An 18,168-nucleotide genomic window follows, 5' to 3' on the forward strand; every position below is an offset into this window, starting at 1 on the left:
ACGGTCCCCCTCCCCGTTCCGGGCAGGATCTGATCGGTATCGCTCACAGCGCCGCCTCCAGCCACTTCGCCGCGTCCGCCGCGAAGGCTTCGCGCACCGGCTCCTCGCCGATCCGCGCCAGCGCGTCCGCCACGAAGGCGTGGGTCAGCAGCGCCTTGGCCTGCGGTTCCTCGATGCCCCGGCTCTGCAAATAGAACAGCGCGTTGCGATCGAGCTCGCCGACGGTCGCGCCGTGCGCACATTTCACGTCGTCGGCGAAGATTTCGAGTTCGGGCTTGAGGTTCACCGTCGCGGTGCGCTGGAGCAGCAGCCCGCGCAGCGACTGTTCGCCATCGGTCTGCTGCGCGCCGCGCGCGACTTCCACCCGCGCGGCAAGGCTCGCCACCGACTGGTCGGCCGCGACCGCACGCCAGATCTGGCGCGAGGTGCCCTCGATTTGCTCGTGGCGAACCGCGACCGCGGCTTCCTGCCGCTGCGTGCCGCTGGTCAGCAGCGCGCCGCCCATCTCGGCAAAGGCGCCCTTGCCGGTGAGCGTCAGCGCGCCGTCGATCCGGCTGCCCATGCCGCCCGCGCCGAGGAAGATCGACACCAGGCTCGCCGCCTCGCCGATCTCCGCCTCGTCGCGGATCGAGACGAAGCCGCCGGTCTGCACCAGCCGCACCGAGCGCATCAGCCGCGCGCCCTTGCCTAGCGCGATCGCGGTCAACCGGTTCGCCCAGCCGGTGCCGGCATAGGTCTCGACGATCGTCGCCACGGCATCGTCGGCCAGCAGGATACGCGCCGGCACATGATTCTCGCCGCCGGTGCCGAGATGGACGATCTGGATGCAGGTCGCGGCATGCTCTGCCCCAAGGTGCAGCGCCCAGCCCTCGCCGATCGCGAGGCTGCCGAGCGGATGGTCGGTCGCGGCGATCTGCCGCGTCACTTCCACCACGCCCGGGCGGCTGTGCGCGGGCTCGAACACGCCGTCGACGAAGCACAGGCGCGGGCCCTCGATGTCGAGGAACAGGTCCGCGGGATCGACGCCGGCGGGGGTCGGCGGCAAGGCCGCCGCCGCGCGGAGCGCCGCCATATCGGCCCAGCGCCAGGCCTCCTGCCGCGTCGAAGGGAGGTCGAGCACGGTCACGCCGCCAGCGCTCCATAGCCTTCGCGCTCGAGCTCGAGCGCGAGTTCCGGCCCGCCCGAACGGACGATCCGGCCGCCTGCCAGCACATGGACGAAGTCCGGCTGCACATAGTCGAGCAGGCGCTGGTAATGGGTGATCAGCAGCACGGCCTTGTCGGGCGCGCGCATGATGCGGTTGATGCCCTCGCCCACGGCCTTCAGCGCGTCGATGTCGAGGCCGGAGTCGGTCTCGTCGAGGATGGCGAGCTTGGGGTTGAGGATCCCCATCTGCACCATCTCGTTGCGCTTCTTCTCGCCGCCCGAGAAACCCACGTTCACCGGCCGCTTGAGCATCTCCGCATCCATGCCGAGGGCCGCCGCCTGGGCGCGCGCCAGCTTGAGGAACTCCGCCCCCGAAAGCGGGGCCTCGCCGCGGTTGCGACGCTGGGCATTGGCCGCCTCGCGCAGGAACTGGACGTTCGACACGCCGGGGATCTCGACCGGGTACTGAAAGCCGAGAAACAGACCGGCGGCAGCGCGCTCGTGCGGTTCGAGCTCCAGCAGATCCTGCCCGTCGAAGGTCACGCTGCCGCTGGTCGCCTCATAGCCACCCCGGCCGCCAAGGACATAGCCCAGCGTCGACTTGCCGGCGCCGTTCGGCCCCATGATCGCGTGCACTTCGCCCGCATTCACGGAGAGGCTCAGGCCCTTGAGGATTTCCTTGCCGTCGACTTCGGCGTGCAGGTTCTGGATGTTCAGCATGAGTGTCAGATCGCCACGGTCACGAGAGAGAGGGTCTTGGGCGGAGTGCCCACGTCATAGGCATCGACCAGGGAGCCGTCGGGCAGCTTCCACATGATCTTGTACTGCTTGGGCGCGGTCACGCTGGCCTTGATGTCGGCCTCGATCGCGTCGAGCACCGGAGTCAGCTTGTGCCAGGCGCTCGGCTGGTAGGGCCGATCGTTCAGCAGCAGCCTGCCCGACTGGAAATCGGAATCGAGAAAGTCGCGGCACTGCTTGATCGCGCTGGCGACCTTGGCCGAGCGCGCGCCCGCGTCCGCCGGCGCGGTGCCGATTGCGCGGACGATGCAGCGCGCATGGTTGGTCGCCGCGCCGAACTGGGCCGAGCTGTCGACCGCGACGCCGCCCTGAAGGGCGAAGGCAACGGCGAGAAGGGCGTTCAACATGCGTGATACTCCTGCGGGCCCGGAACGCGGCCCTGCGTCGTCGATACGGCAGCCAGCATGAGCGCAGGCTGAGCGAGGCCCCGTCTGTCATTCCCGCGAAGGCGGGAATCCATTTGCCAGGACGTTCGCGGAAAGAACCGCGCTGGCGACCCCAATGGATCCCCGCCTTCGCGGGGATGACGCCGGAGGCGTGGGGCGTTCTGGACCATCACCCCACCGAGCCTTCGAGCGAGATGCCGAGCAGCTTCTGCGCCTCGACCGCGAACTCCATCGGCAGCTGCTGCAGCACTTCGCGCGCGAAGCCGTTGACGATCAGCGCCACCGCGGCTTCCTGGTCCAGCCCGCGCTGGAGCGCGTAGAATAGCTGGTCGTCGCTGATCTTGCTGGTCGTCGCCTCGTGCTCGATCTGGGCGCTCGGGTTCTTCACCTCGATATAGGGCACGGTGTGCGCGCCGCACTGGTCGCCGAGCAGCAGCGAATCGCACTGGGTGAAGTTGCGGACATTCTCCGCGCTCGCCGCCACGCGGACCAGCCCGCGATAGGTATTGTCGCTGCGGCCCGCCGAGATGCCCTTCGACACGATGGTCGAACGGCTGCCCTTGCCCAGATGGATCATCTTGGTGCCGGTATCGGCCTGTTGCCGATTGTTGGTCACCGCCACCGAGTAGAATTCGCCGACCGAGTTCTCGCCCGCCAGCACGCAGCTGGGGTATTTCCAGGTGATCGCCGAGCCGGTCTCGACCTGGGTCCAGCTCACCTTGGAGTTGCGGCCCTGGCACAGCGCGCGCTTGGTGACGAAATTGTAGATGCCGCCCTTGCCGTTCTCGTCGCCCGGATACCAGTTCTGGACCGTCGAATATTTGATCTCGGCATCGTCGAGCGCGACCAGTTCCACCACCGCGGCGTGCAGCTGGTTCTCGTCGCGCATCGGCGCGGTGCAGCCTTCGAGGTAGGAGACGTACGCACCCTTGTCCGCGACGATCAGCGTCCGCTCGAACTGGCCGGTATTCTCCGCATTGATGCGGAAATAGGTGGAGAGCTCCATCGGGCAGCGCACGCCCTCCGGCACATAGACGAAGGTGCCGTCGGAAAAGACCGCGCTGTTGAGCGTCGCGAAGTAATTGTCGCGCTGCGGCACCACCTTGCCCAGCCACTTCTGGACCAACTCGGGATATTCGCGGATCGCCTCGCTGATCGACAGGAAGATGACGCCCGCCGCCTTCAGCTCGGCACGGAAGGTGGTCGCGACCGAGACGCTGTCGAACACCGCGTCGACCGCGATCTTGCGCGAACCCTCGACCCCGGCGAGCACCTTCTGCTCCTCGATCGGGATGCCGAGCTTCTCATAGGTCCGGCGGATTTCCGGATCGAGCTCGTCGAGGCTGGCGATCGTCTTCTTCTGCTTCGGCTCGGCGTAATAATACGCGTCCTGATAGTCGATCGGGGGGACGCTCAGCTTGGCCCAGTCCGGCGCCTCCAGCGTCTGCCACAGGCGGAAGGCCTTGAGCCGCCAGTCGAGCATCCACGCCGGCTCGTTCTTCTTCGCCGAGATGTAGCGGACGGTATCCTCGCTCAGCCCCTTGGGCGCGAACTCCTGTTCGACGTCCGAGGCGAAGCCCCATTCGTACTTCTTGTTCGCGGCGGCGAGCGCCTCGGCATTCTTGGTGGCCATCAGAAAGATACCTGGCTTTCCCCGGCGAGCGCCGGAGAAGGAGAAGAAAGGTCGGGGGTGGAAGGGGCGTGCCCATGCACGGGTGCAGCGCGCCCCGCAAGCGCCGGGGGATTGCTGAGGCTGGCAAGGCTGACCTGCGCCAGCGCCGAGCGCACCGCGTCGCTGACGACGCCCCAATGCGGCTTCACCCGGCAATTGCCCTCGACCGCGCAGTCATGCCGACCTGAGTCGACGCACACGGTCAGCGCGATCGGGCCCTCAATCGCCTCGACGATATCGGCAAGACTGATCGCCGCGGGGGGGCGCGCCAGCCGAAAGCCGCCGCCGGTGCCGCGCGCGCTTTCGATCAGGCCGGCGGCGGAGAGCTTGCTTACCAGCTTCTGGACCGTCGGCAGCGGCAGTCCGGTTTCGGTCGCGAGCAGCGTCGCGTTGAGCCGGCACGACGCACCGCAGTGGCGCGCAGCTGCGGCCAGCATCACCACGGCATAGTCGGCAAGGCTCGAAAGACGCATCGACTCCCAATCGGACAAAGTTGATCCGATTGGGCATGTGGGCTCAGCGGCCGCCGAGGTCAACTGTCTCGGGGATCACATCGGGGAGAAAGTGGAACTTCTCGTTTTCCAGCGTCACCGCCAGCACGGGATCGATCCCGTCGCGCAACGCACGCGGCGTGTGGCCGGTGAAGTGCTTGATCTCGTTGATCAGGTGCGGCTGGTCGGCAAACGGCCCCATCACCTCGTCCAGCGAGGCCCCCTGATAGATGCGCATCGCCGCGCCGATCGCGCGGAACTTGCGGCGCAGATGGTTGGGCGGGCCGGCGAAATATTCCTTGCACAGCCGCTGCACCTGGCGCTGGCCCATGCCGGTTTCGGACTCCATCGCGTCGTAGAGCGCCTCGATCGTCGGGTCCCCGCTCGCCGCCCATTCGCGCACGATCCGCAGAAAGGCGAGATGGGCCTTCGGGATGCGCCGCGCCGAATCGAGCCGGCGCAGCAGCATCGGCTCGATCGCCGCCACCATATCGCTTAGGGTCGTGAGCGCGCGCAGGCGGTCATGGACCTCCAGGATTTCCGGTCCGAACAGCTCGGCGGCATCCACCAGCCGGTCCGCGACCTGATCCGCCGGGCGGCCGATGAGCGAGCGCCATCCGATCCCGCGCAACGAAAGCCCGAAGCAGCGGAAGGGTCCATCGATATGATAGGTCCAGTGCGCCGTCCCCGGGCCGTTGACCATCACCGGCATCGTCGCTTCGCGATGCCCGTCCGGGAAGGTGACGTGACCGCTGCCGTCGAGGAAAAAGCGCCACTGGCCGAGATCGACTCGCTCCACCCCGTCGATCGAGGCGCGATCGACATGGCAGAGGTAGAAGCTCTCGACATGCGGCAGCAACCGGCCGCTGGACGGCAGGAATTCGATATCCAAGGCCGTATGGGTGCCGCCCTGGCGGCGCTCGGCAACCGCGACCTGGCCCTCCCCCGTGCCACGCATGCGAAGCTCGCCTCCCCTGTGCGTCGGTTCGTCGCAATGCTGGAGCATGCCCGCGCGGAAAGCGCAACGGAAAAGAGGCCCAGCCGGTTGCCCGGCTGGGCCAAAAGGAAAGGGTTCCCCCCGTTAAGCGGAACCCCTCGGGTCGCAGGGATGCTCTACCCGAATCGGGAGCCTCGGTATTGTACGGAATCGACATTCCGGGCTTTGACGACGTTTGCAGCGCATTGCATGAGCCTCGGCATGGGCAATTTTCTTCGCAACGCGGTCTTCGCGATCGATTCGGAACGCGCGCATCGGGCCGCGATTCGCGCGCTCGGCGCCTGGGGCGCGCTGGGGGCGCCGCTTGGCGGCGGACCCGAGTCGGCGACTCCGGTCACGCTGGCCGGGCTGCGCTTCCCCAACCGGGTCGGCCTGGCTGCCGGACTCGACAAGGATGCCGAGGCAATCGCCGGCCTGTTCGGGCTGGGTTTCGGCGCGGTCGAGGTCGGCACGCTGACCCCGCGCCCGCAGCCGGGCAATCCGAAGCCCCGCCTGTTCCGGCTGGTCGAGGACGAAGCGGTGATCAACCGCATGGGCTTCAACAATGGCGGTATCGACGCGGCGCTGGCGCGGATCGGGCGGCTGAAGCACCGGCCGGGCATCCTCGGCATCAATGTCGGCGCCAACAAGGACTCGGCCGATCGCGTCGCCGATTATGCGCTGGGCGTCACCAAGGCCGCGCCGCACGCCGATTACATCACCATCAACGTCAGCTCGCCCAACACGCCGGGCCTGCGCGACCTGCAGTCGCGCCCGGCGCTCGACGAGCTGCTGGCGGCGGCGGATGCGGCACGCGGCAGCACGCCGCTGTTCCTGAAGGTCGCGCCGGATCTCGATCGCGCGGGACTGGAGGGCGCCATCCGCGCGGCGATCGACCACCATGTCGACGCGCTGATCGTTTCCAACACCACCATCTCGCGCCCGCCGCTTGCCTCGCCCCACGCCGGGGAAGCGGGGGGGCTTTCAGGCAAGCCGCTGAAGGAACTCGCCCGTGCCAAGCTGATCGAGGCGCGCGCTCTCTCCGGCGGCCAGCTGCCGCTGATCTCCGCCGGCGGGATCGACGGCGCGGACGAGGCCAAGCGGCGGATCGATGCCGGCGCGGTGCTGGTGCAGATCTATTCGGCGCTGGTCTATCGCGGCCCCGGCCTGCCCCGCGCCATCGCCAGGGCGCTCGCCTGACGGCTTGCCTCCGGGGCAAAGCGCGTTACCCCTAGACACATGAAGAAACTGGTCGCGCTCGCCCTCCTGCTGTTCACGCCGCTGCTCGCCCATGCCCAGGGCATGGTGAGCGCCGCCGATCCGCGCGCCGCCGCCGCCGGAGTCGAGATCCTGCGGGAAGGCGGCAGTGCCACCGATGCGGCGATCGCGACGATGCTCGCGCTCGGCGTGGTCGAGCCGCAAAGCTCGGGCCTCGGCGGGGGCAGCTTCCTGGTACTGTACGACGCCAAGACCAAGGCGACGACCACCATCGACGGGCGCGAGACCGCGCCGATGGCCGCCGACGATCACTGGTTCTACGATGCCGCCGGCAAGCCGCTCAGCCACTTCGCGGCGGTGCCGGGCGGGCGCAGCGTCGGCGTGCCGGGCGCGATCCGCGCGATGGCGCTGGCGCACGCCAAGTCCGGCAAGCTCGCCTGGGCCAAGCTGTTCGCCCCCGCGATCCGGCTCGCCCGCGACGGCTTCGAGGTGACGCCGCGGCTCAACAATTCGCTCGCCCAGTTCTCGGGCCATGTCGACCCGGCCTATCGCGCGATCTTCGCCGGCCCTGACGGCAAGCCGCTGCCGGTGGGCAGCACGGTCCACAATCCCGATGAGGCAGCGCTGCTCGAGCGCCTCGCCACCCAGGGCCCGGACAGCTTCTATGTCGGCCCGCAGGCGGCCAAGATCGTCGCGACGGTCAACGGCGCCGCGCGTAACCCTTCCAAGATGACCACCGGCGACCTTGCCGCCTATGATGCCAAGGCGCGGCCGGTGCTGTGCGGGCGCTATCGCGGCTACAAGATCTGCTCGATGGGCCCGCCTTCCTCGGGGGGCATCACCGTGCTGATGATCCTCGCGCAGCTCGAACGCTTCGACATGGCCGGGCTGGGCAAGGATTCGGCCACCGCCTGGCACCTGTTCGCCGAAAGCTCGCGCCTCGCCTATGCCGATCGCGACCTGTATCTCGGCGACCCGGACTTCGTGTCGGTGCCGCTCAAGGGCCTGCTCGATCGCCGCTACATCGCCAGCCGCTCGAAGCTGATCGATCCGGCCAGGACGATGAGCAGCATCGCCGCCGGCACGCCGCCGGGCGCCCCGAAGCGCGTGCTCGCCAAGGTACAGGAAGTCGCCGGCACCACCGATCTCGCGGTGACCGATGGCGCCGGCAATGTCGTGGAGGTGACGACCACGGTCGAGGGCCCGTTCGGCTCCGGCCTCACCGTGGACGGCGCGATCCTCAACAACCAGCTGACCGATTTCGACATCGTGCCGGTGAAGGACGGCTACCTCGTCGCCAACCGGGTGGAGGGCGGCAAGCGGCCGCGCAGCTCGATGGCGCCGACGATCGTGTTCGGCCCCGACGGCAAGGTGCGGCTCGCGGTAGGCGCGGCCGGCGGCTCGACGATCATCGCCCAGGTCGCCAAGGCGATCGTCGGCGTGATCGACTGGAAGCTCTCCGCACAGGATGCGATCGGCCTCGGCCTGCTTTATGCTCCGGGCAAGACCGGCATTGCCGAACAGGGCACGCAGCTCGATGCGCTGCTGCCGGCGCTCCGCGCGCTGGGCGAGGATGTCCGTTCGGCACCGCTCGGCCTCAAGGCCAATGCGATCGAGCGCGTCGGCGGGCGCTGGGTCGGCGCCGCCGATCCGCGCAGCGAGGGCGTGGCGATGGATCAGGACGGCACGGTGACGGTTATTCAGCGGGCGGGCCTCAAGCCCAACCGCCCGTCGGAATGACACGGGACGCACGTAGAACAGAACACGGCGCCCGCAGGGGAGAGAGAATGCGCAAGCTCGAACGGTTCGAAAATCTGGTCGCGATGTTCTTCACGCGCGCTGCGGAGAAGGGCGATGCGCCCTTCCTGTGGCACAAGGCGGGAGGGAAATGGCATGCCACCAGCTGGGCCGAGGCTGCCGGCCAGGTGGCGAGCCTCGCCACCGCGCTCAAGGCGCTGGGGCTGAAGCCGGGCGACCGCGTGATGCTCGTTTCCGAAAACCGCCCGGAATTCTGCATCAGCGATCTCGCGATCATGGCGGCGGGCTGCGTGACGGTGCCGACCTACACCACCAATACCGAGCGCGATCACCAGCATATCCTGGAGAATTCGGGCGCCTGCGCGGTGATCGTCTCGAACACGAAGCTCGCCAAGACGCTACTGCCGGCGATGCTGCGCTCCTCGGCCGGGCGGATCGTGATCGGCATCGACGATGTCCGCCTGGCGCAGAACGGCACGCTGGAGTTTCACGACTTCCGCCAGCTGATCGCCGCGCATGCCACCGATCCCGCGACCACGGCCGCGGCCGCCACCTTCAAGCGCGAGGACCTCGCCTGCATCATCTACACCAGCGGCACCGGCGGATCGCCGCGCGGGGTGATGCAGCACCACGGCGCGATCCTGCACAATTGCCAGGGCTGCACGACGATCATCTCCGAGGATTTCGGCTGGGGGGACGAGGTGTTCCTCTCGTTCCTTCCCCTCTCCCACGCCTATGAGCATACCGGCGGCCAGTTCTTCCCGATCGCGCTGGGCGGGCAGATCTATTATGCCGAGGGACTAGAGAAGCTCGCCTCGAACATCGAGGAGGTGCGCCCGACGATCATGGTCGTCGTCCCCCGCCTGTTCGAGGTGCTGCGCACCCGCATCACCAAGCAGGTGGAAAAGCAGGGCAGCTTCGCCAGCTATCTGCTGGAAAAGGCGGTGGCGATCGGCGGGCGCAAGGCGGCGGGAAAGTCCGGCATCGCCGATGCGCCGATGAACCTGCTGCTCAACGCGACGCTGCGCCCGAAGCTCGCCAAGCGCTTCGGCGGCCGGATCAAGGCGCTGGTGTCGGGCGGCGCGCCGCTCAACCCCGAAGTCGGCATCTTCTTCGAATCGCTCGGCCTCACCTTCCTCCAGGGCTATGGCCAGACCGAGTCGGCGCCCGTTATTTCGTGCAACCGGCCCAAGACCGGCCTCAAGATGGATACGGTCGGCCCGCCGATGGAGGACGTCGAGGTCAAGATCGCCGAGGACGGCGAGATCCTGGTGCGCGGCGAGCTGGTGATGCACGGCTATTGGCGCAACGAGGCCGAGACCGAGCGCGTGCTCAAGAACGGCTGGCTCCACACCGGCGACATCGGCGAGATCGACGCCAAGGGCCGCATCAAGATCACCGATCGCAAGAAGGACATCATCGTCAACGACAAGGGCGACAATGTCTCGCCCCAGAAGATCGAGGGCATGCTGACGCTGCAGCCGGAGATCCTGCAGGCGATGCTCTATGGCGACAAGCGGCCCTATATGACCGCGGTGATCGTCCCCGATCCGGAATGGGTGCAGGAATTCTGCGCCAAGACCGCGACGCCCTGCAAGTTCCGCAACCTCTCGCGCGACGCCGATTTCAAGGCGACGATCGGCGCGGCGGTGGAGCGGGTGAACCGCGACCTCTCGGTGATCGAGCGGGTGCGCAAGTTCATCCTCGCCGACGAGGCGTTCACCATCGAGAACGAGCAGCTGACGCCGAGCATGAAGATCCGCCGCCACGTGCTGAAGGCGGTGTACGCGGAACGGCTGGACGAGCTGTACTGAAAAGATCCTCCCCGGCACGGGGAGGGGGACCGCCGCCGAAGGCGGTGGTGGAGGGGGGTCGCCACAAGGGTCTCGCTCGCTGCGCTCCCCCTCCACCAAGCCGCTGCGCGTCTTGGTCCCCCTCCCCGTTCCGGGGAGGATCTAGAAGTTATTTCGCCGCCTTCTCCGGCACCACCACCATGGTCCAGTCCTTGTCCGGCCGCAGATATTTGGCGGCCAGCGCCTGCAGCTCCGCCGGCGTGGTCGCGGCATAGTCCTTGGCGAGGTTGCGCATGCCCGCGATCCGCGCCGGATCCTGGGTGCCGCCCTCGACGAGGTTCATCCAGAACATGTTGCCGCTCGACATGCGCAGCAGCTGCTGCTTGAGCGGGGTCAGCGCGCGGTTGAGCTCGTCGGCGTCGATCGGCTTCGCCACCAGGTCCGCCGCGATGTCGCGGGCGAGCTTGAAGAAGAAGTCGGTCTTGTCCGGCGGCACCATGCCCAGCGCCGCGATCTTGCCGCCGTTCGGAAGGCCCAGCGGCCAGTCGTTCATCACGTTCGGCGAATAGCTGACACCCGCCTGGATGCGCAGCTGCTCGATCAGCCGGTCGCGGAACACCGCCGCCAGGATTTCGAGCTTGCGGCTCTCGGCGAGACCGGCGCTGCCGCCGCCCGTCGGCCAGGCGATCACCGCCGCGGCCTGGTCCACGGCCCCGGTGTGCGTGCGCACCACCGGCGACGTCACGTGCGCCGGGAAGCGCACCGGCGCGCCGCTCTCCTTGCCGTCGGCCCGCGGCTTGAGCGCGCCGAAGCTCGCCGCCACCGCCTGCACCGTCGCATCGGCGTCCATATCGCCGAAGATCTCGACCTCGATCGGGCCGGTCTGGAGGATCGGCTCCCAGAAGGCGCGGAACGCCTGCGGGGTGAGCGCGGTGACTTCCTCGCGGCTCGGCACGCCCCAGCGCGGATCGCCGTCGTGGAGCAGTACGTCGAGGTCGCGGCCGAGCACCGCGTCGGGCGAGGCCGAAAGGCCGGCGTATGAGGCGAGCGTCGCCGCCTTGGCGCGGGTGATCGGGTTGGGGTCCCAGCCGGGTGCTGCCAGCTTGGTGGCGAACAGGCGGAGCTGGTCGGCCAGATCCTCCTTGTTGGTCTGCGCCTGGAAGACGAAGGCGTCCTCCTCGATGTCGAAGCCGAGGCCGATCTGGCGATTGCCGGTCAGCGCATCGAGCTCTTCCTGCCCGAACTTGCCGATGCCGCTGGCCATCAGCGCAGTCTTGCCCGCCCAGGCCGGCACGCGCTTGTCGCCCGGCAATGCGCGCAGACCGCGGCCGAAGCGGATGTTGACCCACACCTTGCCCGTTTCGGACTGGTCCTGGCGCATCAGCAGCTTCACGCCATTGGCATAGGTGACCTCGTCGATCGCGATGTCCGGATCGACGCGGGTGCGCGACACCACCTTGCCCGGCGCACCGATGCGCGGCAGCTGATCGAACTTCACGTTGAGCGAGCGGCGCTTCATCGCCGCCGCCTTGACGTCGGCCTGGAGCGCCGTCGTCACCTTGCGGACCACGTCCGGATCGGGCGCATGGGTGTTGACCAGCGCGCGCGTCGCGGTGCCCTCGAACACCTTCTTGGCCGAGGCCTGGACGGCCGCCGGCGTGAACATGTGCGCCGCGATCGCCCCCTTGAAGATCGCGTAGGAGGCCTCGGGCGTCGTCACCGTCTCGTTGATGTCGACGGCCTGGACGAGGTCGTCCGCCAGCGACACTGCCGATTCGACCGGCGCGGTCGAGATGCGGTTGCGCATCACCGCGTCGATCTCGCCCAGTTCGCGATCGATCTCGGCCTGGCTCGGCGGCGACGCCATCAGCTCGGCGGCGGTGGCGCGCACGTCGCGCAGCGCGCTTTCCCAGTCGTCGCCGGTCGGCAGCACGCTGAGCGTGGTCACATTGGCCGAGCGGGCGATGTCATCCAGATCCGCCCCGGCCGCGATGAACGAGGCGCCGGAACGCGCCCGCGATTCGAGCCGGCGGTTGAGGATGCGGATCGCCACCATGTCGATCATGCGCTTCTGGTTGAAGATCACCGTGTCGGCATAGACCGTCCAGGGCCGCACGATCGCCATCAGCGCCACCGGCTGCAGCGCCGGCTCGACGATGCTGGCGGCGATCGGGTGATCGGCCTCGGGCTTGCCGAAATCGGGAGTCTTCGGCGCCTCGCCCTTGCCCTGCCAGCTCGAGAAATATTTGTTGATCATCGCCTCGAGGATCGCGGGATCGACATCGCCGATCGCGATCACGGTGGCGCGTTCGGGGCGGTACCAGCGATCGTGGAACGCCTGGACGCTGGCCGGCGTGGCGGCATTGAGCGCCTCGACCGTGCCGATCGGCTCGCGATCGGCGAGCGGCTGGCCGGCGAAGATCAGCTGGTAGAGCGCGTCCTGCATCCGCTTCTGCGGTGCAGGTTGCTCGCGTCCTTCCGCCAGCACAACCGGGCGTTCGGCGGTGAGCGAAGCCTGGGTGATCGCGGGCGCTGCCATCATGCCGGAGAGGATCTTGAAGCTCTCGTCCAGCCCTTCCGGCGTCGCGTTAGGCAGGTCGAGCTTGTAGGTGGTGCTGATGAACGTCGTCGCGGCGTTGCTGTCCGAGCCGAAGGTCACGCCCAGCCGCTGCCAGATCCGCTTCGAATCGCCGTCCGGCACATAGGTCGAGCCGCGGAAGCTGAGATGCTCGAGCAGATGGGCGAAGCCGCGCTCCGAATCGCGCTCCATCAGCGATCCCGCGTCGATCCGCACCCGGATCGAGATCTGCCCCGGCGGCACGCCGTTCTTGCGCACCGCATAGCGCACGCCGTTGGAGAGGCGGCCGAACTTCCACTTGTCGTCATGGACGAGGTCGCTGCCCTTGTAGAGCCAGGGATCGTCGGCAGTCTGGACACCCTCGGGGCGGCCTTGCGCGAGCACCGGGCTGGGCAGCGTGGGGGCGGCGAAGGCGAGGAGAAGCAGGGCGAAGCGCGGACGGCGCAGGAAAGACAGCATGAAGCCCTTTCTAGAGGCGGTTTGGTCGCCATGCCACCGGCAACCTTTCTGCCGGATGTACGCCACAAGAATCCATGGACGCGCCATGTTTTGGACCCAAGTGACGGCCTAGACCGACAACAGAGATTGTTGCGTTGCAGCACCGAAGTTCGGGCCCAACGCGGAAGGTTCGGGGAAGTTGCGCGTGGACATGGCCACCAGCGAGGTGCCGATCGCACTGCCGGCAGATCCTGCCGTGGCGGGCGAGTCGCACTGCCGGGCGCGCCCGCTGCTGCTGCGCTGGGGCAAGCATCTGCGCGGCACCTTCGATCGGCTGATCGCCGCCTCCTCGCTCGTGCCGAACAGCCCGGTGCTCGACATGCGCGCCTTTTGCTGGACCGCCGCGCTGCGGGCAGATTGGGAAGCCATCCGCGACGAGGCGGTGGCGGCGATCGGCACCCAGCCCGGCGCGCCCTCGCTCGCCGCCATCTCCCCGGATCATCGCGCCATCGCGCCGCTCGGCAAGTGGCGCAGCCTGTTCCTGTGGGGTTATGGCTACCGGGTGGACGAGAATCTCGCCCGCTGCCCGCATACCTCGCGGCTGATCGAGCAGATCCCCGGCCTCAACAGCGCGATCTTCTCGATCCTGGCGCCCGGCACCCACATTCCCGCCCATCGCGGCGTGACCAAGGGGCTGATCACCTGCCATCTCGGGCTGGTGGTGCCGCGCGACGGCGACGTGCGGATGCGGATCGGCAACCGGGTGGTCCGCTGGGCCGAGGGCGAGACGCTGGTGTTCGACGACACCTATGACCATGAGGTGTGGAACGACAGCGCCCATACCCGCATCGTGCTGCTGATCCAGTTCCGCCGCCCCTTGCGCAATCCCGGCCGCTGGGTCGCCGATACGCTGATCGGCGTGCTGCGCCGCTCGGCCTTCGTGCAGGAGGCGCGAGCGAACCTGCGCCGCTGGCATCGCGGCGAGATCGTGGCCGACGCCTGACAATTGCCACGTTGTCGCAGGCGCGCCTGCGGATTAAGCCCGGGCCATGCCACGCCCCTTCCATCTCGCCTTCCCGGTCCATGACCTGGCCGCCGCCCGCGCCTTCTACGGCGGGGTGCTCGGCTGCCCCGAGGGACGATCCTCTGCGCAATGGATCGATTTCGACCTGTTCGGCCACCAGATCGTCGCGCATCTCGATCCCGCAGCGAAGCCCGTCGCCACCTCCAACGCGGTCGACGGCCACGACGTGCCCGTGCCGCATTTCGGCGTGGTGCTGACGATGGACGAGTGGCGCACCCTCGCCGCGCGAGTGGAAGCCGCCGGCATTCCCTTCGGCATCGCCCCGCACATCCGCTTCCAGGGCCAGGTGGGCGAGCAGGCGACGATGTTCTTCCGCGACCCCAGCGGGAACGCGCTGGAATTCAAGGCGTTCGCCGACGACAGCAGGTTGTTCGCCAAATGATTCCGCGGACCATCACGCTCGACATTCCGCACCAGCTGGGCCGCGAAGGCGCGAAAGCGCGGATCGACTCGAAGATCGGGCGGCTGGCCGACAAGATCCCCGGTGGCGCCACCGTCGACCATCGCTGGGAGGACGACAGCCTCCACTTCACCGTCACCGCGATGGGCCAGCAGGTGGCGAGCCGCCTCGACGTTCAGGAGAGCATCGTCCACGCCGAGGTGACACTGCCCGGCATGCTCGGCCTGTTCGCCGGCAAGGTCCGCGAGATGCTGGAAAAGGAAGGGCCCCGCCTGCTCGGCTGAGGGCCCGCCGGGTCAGCGCGCTGCGCTTACCCGCCATACGGTGTTGCCGACATCGTCCGCCACCAGCAGCGCGCCGCCGGCGCCGGTGATCACCGCCACCGGCCGGCCCTGCGCCTCGCCCTTGGCGTTGAGGAAGCCGGTCAGCACGTCCTGCAGCTTGCCGCCCTTGGCGGGGAAGCCATTGTCGCCGAACGGCACGAAGACGACCTTGTAGCCCGACTGCGGCTGGCGGTTCCACGAGCCGTGCAGGCCGACGAAAGCACCGTTCGCATAGGCGGCGCCCAGCCGCGCCCCGTCGGCGAAGGTCAGGCCCAGCGGCGCGGTATGGGCGCCGAGCGCGAAGTCCGGGCGGCGGACATATTCGCGCAGGTCCGGGCGGCCCGGCTCGACGCGCTTGTCCTCATAGCCGCCCCAATATTGCCAGGGCCAGCCGAAGAAGGCGCCGAGATCGACCCGGCTCATGTAATCCGGCGGCATGTCCGAACCGAGCATGTCGCGCTCGTTCACCACCGCCCACAGCGCCTGGGTCTTGGGCTCGAACGCCATGCCGTTGGCATTGCGGATGCCCCAGGCGAAGATGCGGCTGGTCTTGGTCTCGGGATCGACCTCGAGGATCACCGCGCGGTTGGTCGGCTGGGCGGCGGCCTTGGCCATCTGGCCGGGGGTGTCGGCGGTGTAGATCGGGCCTTCCGCCTCCAGTCCGTCCTCGGCGATGTTCGAGGAGGAACCGACGCTCACATAGAGATGCTTGCCGTCGAGCGAGGCGACGACGTTGCGGGCCCAGTGGTTGCCGCCGCCGGGAAGCGACAGGATCTTCTGCGGGGCGGACGTGATCTTGGTCTGGCCATCGACATAGGGGTAGCGAACAAGCGAATCGGTGTTGGCGACGTAGAGCGAGCCGTTGGCCAGGGCCATGCCGCTCGGCGAGTTGAGCCCGGTGAGGAAGACGGTGCGCACATCCGCCACGCCGTCGCCGTCGGCGTCGCGCAGCAGCGTGATGCGGTTGGCCGAGGCGCCGCCGGCGCCCGCCTTGTCCATCAGCATGCCCATCACCCAGCCGGTGATCCCGCCATTGGTGCGCGGCGGCGAGTTGCTTTCGGCGACGAGGATGTCGCCATTGGGCAGCTGGTAGAGCCAGCGCGGGTGATCTAGCTTGTCGGCGAACTTCTGCACCTTCAGCCCGGCGGCCGCCTTCGGCATCGCGCCTGCCGGCCAGCCGACCCCCTTGGCGACGCCGATCGTCGGCACCGTCTGGTAGCGGGGGTCGCTGATCTGCGGCTCGCGGCCGGTGACGGCGCTTTCCGGCAGCGTGGCGATGTCGGGCTGGCCGAGCCAGTACCAGGCGGCACCACCAGCGATGACGAGGATGGCGAGGGCGATCAGGACACGCTTGAGCATGGCGCCAGCACTAGGGCCGCGCGCGGGGGAAGCCAATGCGATTCTGGCACCGCTTGACTTCAGGCAAGCGCAGGCAAGAGTGTGGGTTCACCTGATCCGGGGGGCTGCCCGAATGCGGTTGTGGTTGCGTGCGTCTGCGATGCTGCTTGCGCTGGTCGGCGCGCCGCTTGCCCTCGCCCAGGATCGGCCGCCGGAACACACCACGGGCTGGCCCGAGATGATTTCCGGCGACTCCGGCGTCGAGGGGCTGGAGAGCGGCCCGGAGCTCCAGCGTGGTCGTACTCCCCAGGCGATGCTTGCCGACCAGCGCCGGCTGACCGCCGCCCTCGCCGCACTCCAGCCGGAACGCAAGGGCGTGGTCGACGCCTATGTCGTCAGCATCGCGCTGGACAGCGATCCGGTGTTCGCCCGCGAGGCCCGCGAAAGCGCCCGCGTGCTAGCGCGACGCTACGATGCGGAAGGGCGGACGCTGGTGTTCGCAGGGCCGGACGGCCGCGGCGGCAGAACGCTGCCCGTGGGAAGCATTTCCACCCTCACCCTGGCGCTGGCGCGCATCGCCGAGGTGATGGACCGCAACCAGGACGTACTGGTGCTTTACCTCACCAGCCACGGAGCGCCCGATGCGGGGCTCGCCTATCATGACGGCGACCAGGGCTTCGGCATCCTCTCGCCTGCGCGCTTCGCGGCGATCCTCGACGGGCTGGGCATCCGCAACCGGCTGCTGCTGCTCTCGGCCTGCTATTCGGGCGCGTTCGTGCCGCGGCTGATGAGCGACACCACCGCGATCCTTACCGCCGCCTCGGCCAGCCGCTCCTCCTTCGGCTGCCGGGCGGAGAATGACTGGACCTTCTTCGGCGACGCGCTGGTCAACCACGCGCTGCGGAAAGCGCAGCCGCTCGCCGATGCCGCCGCCGAGGCGCGCCAGACGATCATCGGCTGGGAGCGCGCCGGGCGGCTCGACCCCTCGATGCCGCAGGTGACGATCGGCGATGCGGTGGCGACGTGGCTCGCGCCGCTCGAGACACGGATGCCCAAGGCCGCGACCGCGCCGGTCGGCGCGCCCGCGACGGATGCGCTCAAACCTTAGACGCGCGGAACTCCCCCGCGCCGTCGCCGGTTGGCGGCGCATGTCCGAATCCCAGAGCCCGCTCCAGCGCTATCCGCTGCTCGCAACCCCGCATGTGCGGCTGCAGGGCAGCGTCGACCATGCGATGTACCAGCATTTCCGCGAGCAGCTGCTCGGCGCCGCACAGGACGGGCCGCTGGTCGTCGCGCTCTCCACCCTGGGCGGCGACCCCGAGGTCGCCCGGCTGATGGCCGACGAGCTGCGGCTGCTCCACGAGGCGACCGGGCGCGAGCTGCTGTTTCTCGGCAAGGTCGCGGTCTATTCGGCGGGCGCCACCTTCATGTCCGGCTTTCCCGTCGACAAGCGCTTCCTCACCCGCGGGACGCGGCTGATGCTGCACGAGCGGCAGATGCAGTCGAGCATCGACCTGTCCGGCCCGCTGCGCGCGCTCCCTGCCATCCTCAAGGCCAAGCTGGCCGAGATCGAGCAGTCGATCGCGATCGAGGAAGAGGGCTTCCGCGCGATCGTCGCCGGCTCGCGCGTCGATTTCGAGGAGCTGCGCCGCCGCGCGCCCTATAACTGGTATATCGAGGCGAACGAGGCCCGCGATCTGGGGCTCGTGCTGGACGTCATCTGAGCGGCTTGGTCCAAAGGACACTTGCGCTGCGGATGCGAAAGGCAT

The 18,168-nt window shown here is 68.5% G+C and carries 16 protein-coding genes; 8 read left to right on the forward strand and 8 right to left on the reverse strand.

The window, feature by feature from the left end; translation table 11 throughout:
* Window positions 1-43 precede the first annotated feature (43 nt).
* From QZ814_RS18345 to QZ814_RS18370, 6 genes are all read right to left on the reverse strand, one after another.
* Window positions 44-1,126, reverse strand: coding sequence for a SufD family Fe-S cluster assembly protein (locus tag QZ814_RS18345; protein ID WP_294334988.1), 1,083 nt, complete (start codon window positions 1,124-1,126; stop codon window positions 44-46).
* The gene (gene sufC, locus QZ814_RS18350; RefSeq protein WP_010543911.1) at window positions 1,123-1,866 is read right to left on the reverse strand and encodes a Fe-S cluster assembly ATPase SufC; all 744 of its coding nucleotides are present in this window, start codon (window positions 1,864-1,866) and stop codon (window positions 1,123-1,125) included. Before sufC ends, QZ814_RS18345 begins: the two co-directional genes overlap by 4 nt.
* Before the next feature lie 5 nt (window positions 1,867-1,871).
* Window positions 1,872-2,291, reverse strand: a complete 420-nt coding sequence (locus QZ814_RS18355) for a hypothetical protein (RefSeq protein ID WP_294334990.1) — start codon at window positions 2,289-2,291, stop codon at window positions 1,872-1,874.
* A gap of 208 nt (window positions 2,292-2,499) precedes the next feature.
* Window positions 2,500-3,963 carry a Fe-S cluster assembly protein SufB gene (gene sufB / locus QZ814_RS18360; RefSeq protein WP_294334991.1) on the reverse strand — a complete coding sequence of 488 codons (1,464 nt, stop codon included), beginning with the start codon at window positions 3,961-3,963 and terminating at the stop codon, window positions 2,500-2,502.
* Window positions 3,963-4,475 (reverse strand): SUF system Fe-S cluster assembly regulator, encoded by a 513-nt coding sequence (locus QZ814_RS18365; RefSeq protein WP_294334993.1) that lies wholly within the window; start codon window positions 4,473-4,475, stop codon window positions 3,963-3,965. Before QZ814_RS18365 ends, sufB begins: the two co-directional genes overlap by 1 nt.
* 43 nt (window positions 4,476-4,518) lie before the next feature.
* Window positions 4,519-5,451: an AraC family transcriptional regulator gene (locus tag QZ814_RS18370; RefSeq protein WP_294334995.1), complete on the reverse strand. Its 933-nt coding sequence runs from the start codon at window positions 5,449-5,451 to the stop codon at window positions 4,519-4,521.
* Between the two features lie 240 nt (window positions 5,452-5,691).
* On the opposite strand from QZ814_RS18370, the gene QZ814_RS18375 reads away from it, so the two are divergent.
* The 3 genes from QZ814_RS18375 to QZ814_RS18385 are packed head-to-tail and all read left to right on the forward strand — an operon-like array spanning window position 5,692 to window position 10,259.
* A complete protein-coding gene (locus QZ814_RS18375) occupies window positions 5,692-6,669 on the forward strand; it encodes a quinone-dependent dihydroorotate dehydrogenase (RefSeq protein ID WP_294334997.1) in 978 nt (325 codons plus the stop codon).
* A gap of 39 nt (window positions 6,670-6,708) precedes the next feature.
* Window positions 6,709-8,427 (forward strand): gamma-glutamyltransferase, encoded by a 1,719-nt coding sequence (gene ggt / locus QZ814_RS18380; protein ID WP_294334998.1) that lies wholly within the window; start codon window positions 6,709-6,711, stop codon window positions 8,425-8,427.
* 47 nt (window positions 8,428-8,474) lie between these two features.
* Window positions 8,475-10,259, forward strand: coding sequence for an AMP-dependent synthetase/ligase (locus QZ814_RS18385; protein WP_294335000.1), 1,785 nt, complete (start codon window positions 8,475-8,477; stop codon window positions 10,257-10,259).
* Window positions 10,260-10,407: 148 nt separating this feature from the next.
* Here QZ814_RS18385 and QZ814_RS18390 read toward each other — a convergent pair whose 3' ends face one another.
* A complete protein-coding gene (locus QZ814_RS18390; protein ID WP_294335003.1) occupies window positions 10,408-13,275 on the reverse strand; it encodes a M16 family metallopeptidase in 2,868 nt (955 codons plus the stop codon).
* 190 nt (window positions 13,276-13,465) lie between these two features.
* On the opposite strand from QZ814_RS18390, the gene QZ814_RS18395 reads away from it, so the two are divergent.
* The 3 genes from QZ814_RS18395 to QZ814_RS18405 are packed head-to-tail and all read left to right on the forward strand — an operon-like array spanning window position 13,466 to window position 15,022.
* Window positions 13,466-14,257: an aspartyl/asparaginyl beta-hydroxylase domain-containing protein gene (locus QZ814_RS18395; RefSeq protein WP_294335182.1), complete on the forward strand. Its 792-nt coding sequence runs from the start codon at window positions 13,466-13,468 to the stop codon at window positions 14,255-14,257.
* A 46-nt stretch (window positions 14,258-14,303) separates the two neighbouring features.
* Complete coding sequence (locus tag QZ814_RS18400) at window positions 14,304-14,720, forward strand: VOC family protein (protein ID WP_294335005.1); 417 nt, start codon at window positions 14,304-14,306, stop codon at window positions 14,718-14,720.
* Entirely contained in the window at window positions 14,717-15,022 is a 306-nt protein-coding gene (locus tag QZ814_RS18405) for a polyhydroxyalkanoic acid system family protein (RefSeq protein ID WP_294335007.1), read from the forward strand. The genes QZ814_RS18400 and QZ814_RS18405 overlap by 4 nt, the downstream gene beginning before the upstream one ends.
* Window positions 15,023-15,034: 12 nt before the next feature.
* Here QZ814_RS18405 and QZ814_RS18410 read toward each other — a convergent pair whose 3' ends face one another.
* Window positions 15,035-16,420 (reverse strand): sorbosone dehydrogenase family protein, encoded by a 1,386-nt coding sequence (locus QZ814_RS18410; protein WP_294335008.1) that lies wholly within the window; start codon window positions 16,418-16,420, stop codon window positions 15,035-15,037.
* A 112-nt stretch (window positions 16,421-16,532) separates the two neighbouring features.
* Between QZ814_RS18410 and QZ814_RS18415 the strand changes: the two genes are divergently transcribed.
* Window positions 16,533-17,507 carry a C13 family peptidase gene (locus tag QZ814_RS18415; protein ID WP_294335009.1) on the forward strand — a complete coding sequence of 325 codons (975 nt, stop codon included), beginning with the start codon at window positions 16,533-16,535 and terminating at the stop codon, window positions 17,505-17,507.
* A gap of 40 nt (window positions 17,508-17,547) precedes the next feature.
* The gene (locus QZ814_RS18420) at window positions 17,548-18,123 is read left to right on the forward strand and encodes an ATP-dependent Clp protease proteolytic subunit (RefSeq protein ID WP_294335010.1); all 576 of its coding nucleotides are present in this window, start codon (window positions 17,548-17,550) and stop codon (window positions 18,121-18,123) included.
* Window positions 18,124-18,168 lie beyond the last annotated feature (45 nt).

The organism is uncultured Sphingomonas sp. (genome assembly GCF_913777625.1).
GTDB lineage: Bacteria > Pseudomonadota > Alphaproteobacteria > Sphingomonadales > Sphingomonadaceae > Sphingomonas.

Coding starts and splice junctions, on each gene's coding strand:
- sufC (WP_010543911.1), bottom strand. CDS start 1,866: ATGCTGAACATCCAGAACCTGCACGCCGAAGTCGACGGCAAGGAAATC.
- QZ814_RS18355 (WP_294334990.1), bottom strand. CDS start 2,291: ATGTTGAACGCCCTTCTCGCCGTTGCCTTCGCCCTTCAGGGCGGCGTC.
- sufB (WP_294334991.1), bottom strand. CDS start 3,963: ATGGCCACCAAGAATGCCGAGGCGCTCGCCGCCGCGAACAAGAAGTAC.
- QZ814_RS18365 (WP_294334993.1), bottom strand. CDS start 4,475: ATGCGTCTTTCGAGCCTTGCCGACTATGCCGTGGTGATGCTGGCCGCA.
- QZ814_RS18370 (WP_294334995.1), bottom strand. CDS start 5,451: ATGCGTGGCACGGGGGAGGGCCAGGTCGCGGTTGCCGAGCGCCGCCAG.
- QZ814_RS18375 (WP_294334997.1), top strand. CDS start 5,692: ATGGGCAATTTTCTTCGCAACGCGGTCTTCGCGATCGATTCGGAACGC.
- ggt (WP_294334998.1), top strand. CDS start 6,709: ATGAAGAAACTGGTCGCGCTCGCCCTCCTGCTGTTCACGCCGCTGCTC.
- QZ814_RS18385 (WP_294335000.1), top strand. CDS start 8,475: ATGCGCAAGCTCGAACGGTTCGAAAATCTGGTCGCGATGTTCTTCACG.
- QZ814_RS18390 (WP_294335003.1), bottom strand. CDS start 13,275: ATGCTGTCTTTCCTGCGCCGTCCGCGCTTCGCCCTGCTTCTCCTCGCC.
- QZ814_RS18395 (WP_294335182.1), top strand. CDS start 13,466: ATGGCCACCAGCGAGGTGCCGATCGCACTGCCGGCAGATCCTGCCGTG.
- QZ814_RS18400 (WP_294335005.1), top strand. CDS start 14,304: ATGCCACGCCCCTTCCATCTCGCCTTCCCGGTCCATGACCTGGCCGCC.
- QZ814_RS18405 (WP_294335007.1), top strand. CDS start 14,717: ATGATTCCGCGGACCATCACGCTCGACATTCCGCACCAGCTGGGCCGC.
- QZ814_RS18410 (WP_294335008.1), bottom strand. CDS start 16,420: ATGCTCAAGCGTGTCCTGATCGCCCTCGCCATCCTCGTCATCGCTGGT.
- QZ814_RS18415 (WP_294335009.1), top strand. CDS start 16,533: ATGCGGTTGTGGTTGCGTGCGTCTGCGATGCTGCTTGCGCTGGTCGGC.
- QZ814_RS18420 (WP_294335010.1), top strand. CDS start 17,548: ATGTCCGAATCCCAGAGCCCGCTCCAGCGCTATCCGCTGCTCGCAACC.